Source organism: Geobacter sp., assembly GCF_027327745.1.
Lineage (GTDB): Bacteria > Desulfobacterota > Desulfuromonadia > Geobacterales > Geobacteraceae > Geobacter.
This window is the reverse complement of sequence record NZ_DAHVYG010000071.1, coordinates 1-4252: the sequence shown is the minus strand read 5'-3', so window position 1 is coordinate 4252 and position 4252 is coordinate 1. Positions and strand designations below refer to the sequence as shown.

The window sequence follows — 4252 nt, the reverse complement described above, 5'->3', positions numbered from 1 at the left end:
GGAGCCTGGTGGCTGGAAGGAAACGGCAATGTCATGCTCAGATTGCGCTGCGCCCTCTACAACGGCACCTTCGATGTGGCGTTGAACGCCTATATCGCAAAAAAGTTTCGAGACAGTGCCAAAGAGGGGTAATGCTCCCTTGTTTCTCCTGCTTGGACAGCTTCGACTTTGTACCTTTGAAGAGCAGTTCGTAGCCTTCAGTTGCCAAAACCGTACTGCTGAACAATGTGAGGAGTAGGATAATGATTAAGGCGTTGTATCTATTCAAATTTCTTCTCCGCAATTGCCTAGGTGCAGCGCCCTCCCCGTCGCCGGGGAGGGCATACCAATCAGACAAAACCTACTTCGGCACGCTCCAGGAATCCTCAGACTCGATCCCGTTCGGCTCCCAGGTCCACTTGATCTTGCGGTAGGTGAAGGCCACCTCTTCCATGTGGCGGTACGGCTCGTTCTCGCCCAGAAGGGTGATCGGCATGTACGGCTTGATGCTCACCACGATGGCGTCTTCGAGCTTGATGGTGTAATAATGCTCTTCGGTTCCCTGCTTGGTGATGCGGTAGAACTTGAGGGTGACGTCCTTCAGGTGCTCGCCGGTGCAGAGGGCTTGGTACATCTTCGGGGAGCTCTTGTCGAACTCCTTGACGATCGAGAGCGGCCCGTGGACCCGCTTGCCGGTGGGAAGCCCCGAGTGGGGGTCCTTCGGCATGGTGATGTCGTGGTTCATGGAGTAAACGAGGATCGTGTTCTCACGCCCCTGCAGTTCGCAGGAACCGTCGATCTTCCCCTGTTTTTCACCGGTGAGGGTGAGGTGTGCGGGCATTGCCATTGTCTACTACCTCCTTGTGGTGTGGAATTAGCGGCCCAAGATGGACCGCGGTGAAAATTGGCGCTGAAAACTCTGGATTTGATAGATGTTATGGCATGTGTCGCTTCTTGCGAATTTGCCGTAAGTCGAGCTTGTCTTTAGCTACCGAAACGGTTCGCTCTTGTTCACTTTCAATGTTAACGATATGAATTATTGCTTTGACATCGAAAGGGACTTCTCTGGCAATCAGCTCGTCAGAGAGCCGCTCGATCGTCAGCAGGTTTTTGAGCAGGGCCTGATCGCTGCTACCGAGGAAAGCGGCCCCGACGAGGCCGTTGCCGCGCATGCTGGTCGTCCAAGATGGATCATTATCTATGACCAGGTTCCACCCCATGGGCAGAGATGGCAACGACTTGATTCTTCCCGCGCTGATAGTGATTTCGATGCCGGCAATCCGTTCATTTTTTTCGAGTTTGATGCCAGCAAGAGAGAGTTTGTACAGTTCCGAAGCCAGAGCGTCTCTCCCCATCGAGAGGCCAATAACTACCGAAACGGTTAGGATGATGCGCAATACTGCACGATTCATCACGGGACCTCCACGGTGACCCAGACCTTGCCCATGCCGAGTCCTCCGGTCGGTTCCCTGAAGGCGGCAGGCGTCAGGTCAATCACTATTTCCTTGTCAGGCTGAAGAGGGCGGATCGCTTTCTTGTCGGCTCCCCGTTGAAATGGTCCACGATCATTGACACGCACTCTGATCGTTTTGCCACTTGTCTCGGATTTGACTCTAACCGTTGCACCCAATGGTGTTTTCTCCGCAGTCATCGCAGCGTTCATTCCGTTCTGATTGAACATTTCGCCGCTTGCCGTTTTTCTTCCGACGAGATTGTAGTAGGTGCAAAACCCTCTGAATGTTCCTCCCATGGATCAGTCTCCTCTGTGGCTTGTTGTCGCTGTTCACTCTTTATCCAGCTTCCCCACCAGCGACAGCGTAAAATACGCTCCCATGTACTTGAAGTGGGGGGTCACCTTCAGCCCCACCCGGTACCACCCCGGCTCGCCCGGCACCTCGTCCACGGTCACCTCCGCCTGGCGCAGGGGCCGGCGGCTGCGCACCCCGGGCATCGGGTTGTCCATCTCGGAGACGTACTGTCTGATCCAGAGGTTGAGCTCGTTTTCGAGGTCACCACGCTCCTTCCAGGTGCCGATGTGCTCGCGCTGGATGACTTTCAGGTAGTGGGCGAGGCGGCTGATGATGAACATGTAGGGGAGCTGGAGCCCCAGCTTGTAGTTGAGCTCGGCCTCCTTCCCCTCCTTGGAGTTGCCGAAGAACTTCGGCTTCTGGACCGAGTTGGCGGAGAAGAAGGCGGCGTTGTCGCTCCCCTTGCGCATCGTGAGGGCGATGAACCCCTCCTCGGCCAGCTCGAACTCGCGCCGTTCGCTCACCAGCACCTCGGTCGGGATCTTGGTCTGGATCGCCCCCATCGCCTCGTACTGGTGGAGCGGCAGGTCGTGGACCGCGCCGCCCCCCTGGGGACCGATGACGTTGGCGCACCAGCGGAAGTTGGCGAAGCTGTCGGTCAGCCGCGTGGCGAAGGCGAAGGCGGCGTTGCCCCAGCAGTAGCGCTCGTGGCTGTCGGAGACGTTCTCCTCGTAGTTGAAGCTCTTCACCGGCCTGGTCGCCTCGCCGTAGGGGAGGCGCAGGAGGAACCGGGGAAGGGCGAGGCCCACGTAGCGGGCGTCTTCGCTCTCGCGAAATGACTGCCACTTGGTGTACTGGGGGCCTTCCAGGATCGACTTGATGTCTTTGAGGTTCGGCAGGGCCGTGAAGTCATCCACCCCGAAGAACTGGGGAGCGGTGGCGGCGATGAAGGGGGCGTGGGACATGCCGGCCACGGCGGCGAGGTTATGGAGGAGCTTGATGTCCTGGGGGCCGGGGCCGAACTCGTAGTTGCCGATGATGGCGCCGAAGGGTTTGCCGCCGAACTGGCCGTACTCGGCCGAGTAGACGGTCTTGTAGAGGCCCGACTTGGCCACCTCGGGGGCGTCCTCGAAGTCGTCAAGCAGCTCCTCCTTGGTGGCGTGCAGGATCTCGATCCGGTTGTTCTCCCGGAAGTCGGTCCGGTCCACCAGGAAGTGGAGCGAGCGCCAGGACGATTCGAGCTTCTGGAATTCGGTGTTATGGAGGATCTCGTCCATCTGGAGGGAGAGCTTTCGGTCGATCTCGGCGATCATCTCGTCGAGGACCCCCTTGGAGACCTTCACCGTCTCCTTCCCCGGCTCCAGAAGCTGGGCGATGAGGGCCTCGACCCCCTTTTTCGTGATAGAGTAGGCCTCGTCGGCCGGCTGGAGACGGGTCGCCTGGACGATCTCCTCCAGAAGCGACACTTCCCCCGTCGTTTGCTCTTGCGCGGCTGCCGCGCTGTTCGTGTTTGCACTCATGGTTCTCCCTCCTTTACCCTTCCTCGATGCCGATTTCGGCCAGAAGCTTCGCTCGCGCTACGTCGTCGGTGATCAGTTCCTGGATCTTCCTGCGGAAGTCGGGAACGTTGGAGAGCGGCCCCTTGAGTGCCCGCAGCGCCTCGCGCAGCTCCAGGAGCCGCTTCATCTCGGGCACCTGCTCGACGACCGCCTCGGGGCCGAAGTCCTTTAGGGATTCCAGCTTGAGGTTCACCGGGAGTTCATCCCCTTCCTTGCCGCTGAGCCGGTTGGGAATCGCGAAGTTGAGTGAGATCCCCTGCGCCTTCATGACCTCGTTGAAGTTCTCCTTGTCGACGGCGATCGGGTCCCGCTTCTCCACGGGGCGCTCGTCGGGGGCGCCTGTGAAGTCTCCCATGACGAGCATCTTCAGCGGGAGCTCCACGTCCTCCTTCCCCTCGCCGTCGGCGGGACGGTATACGATGTTGACCCGCTCCTTCGGTGCTACGGATGCTTCTTTCGACATGTCGTTCTCCTTTTTGCGTGTTTTGGGGAGGTGCCGTCCGTGGCGTGTATCCCTTGTGTCCCAAAGAATATATTCTGCTTATCGAGTACTGATCTTCCGCCAGAATTTCCCCCCTTTGAGAAAGGGGGGCCAGGGGGATTTCCCCGCGGCAGTCAAAGCCAAATCCCCCTAAATCCCCCTTTCGCAAAGGGGGACTTGGTCATTCATCCCTTCGCCAGCCGCACCAACTCCGCCGACCAGTTGTTACGCACCGGCCGCCCCCACCTTCTGTTCTATCCGCTTGACCGCCAAGTTCCAGACGGCGGCGAAGACGATCTCCCTCGCCGTATTCGTACCGTAGATCCCCTGATGGTCGATGGAGAAGAAATCGGCGGTCGAATCCCGTCCGATCCGGGCGGTGGGGACCTTCAGGGCCTTGCCCGACGAGTCGGGGACGGTGCCGTCGCCGGTGCCGGCGAAGGGCTCCAGGGTGACCACCTCCGCCGCCCCTTCCGAGTTGTCCA

The 4252-nt window shown here is 59.2% G+C and carries 5 protein-coding genes and 1 pseudogene; all 6 read right to left on the bottom strand.

Annotation, left to right across the window (positions count from 1 at the left end; translation table 11 throughout):
• Positions 1–340: 340 nt before the first annotated feature.
• Positions 341–826 (bottom strand): Hcp family type VI secretion system effector, encoded by a 486-nt coding sequence (locus tag M6689_RS13310; RefSeq protein WP_298272616.1) that lies wholly within the window; start codon positions 824–826, stop codon positions 341–343.
• Between the two features lie 88 nt (positions 827–914).
• On the bottom strand, positions 915–1391 hold the full coding sequence (locus tag M6689_RS13305; RefSeq protein WP_298272613.1) for a hypothetical protein: 477 nt from the start codon (positions 1389–1391) through the stop codon (positions 915–917).
• Entirely contained in the window at positions 1391–1729 is a 339-nt protein-coding gene (locus M6689_RS13300; RefSeq protein WP_298272610.1) for a septal ring lytic transglycosylase RlpA family protein, read from the bottom strand. Before M6689_RS13300 ends, M6689_RS13305 begins: the two co-directional genes overlap by 1 nt.
• A 33-nt stretch (positions 1730–1762) precedes the next feature.
• Positions 1763–3247: a type VI secretion system contractile sheath large subunit gene (tssC, locus tag M6689_RS13295; RefSeq protein WP_298272607.1), complete on the bottom strand. Its 1485-nt coding sequence runs from the start codon at positions 3245–3247 to the stop codon at positions 1763–1765.
• A 13-nt stretch (positions 3248–3260) separates the two neighbouring features.
• Positions 3261–3749, bottom strand: a complete 489-nt coding sequence (gene tssB, locus M6689_RS13290) for a type VI secretion system contractile sheath small subunit (protein WP_298272604.1) — start codon at positions 3747–3749, stop codon at positions 3261–3263.
• Positions 3750–3992: 243 nt separating this feature from the next.
• Positions 3993–4252: pseudogene (locus M6689_RS13285) on the bottom strand (alpha/beta hydrolase); the annotation flags it as partial.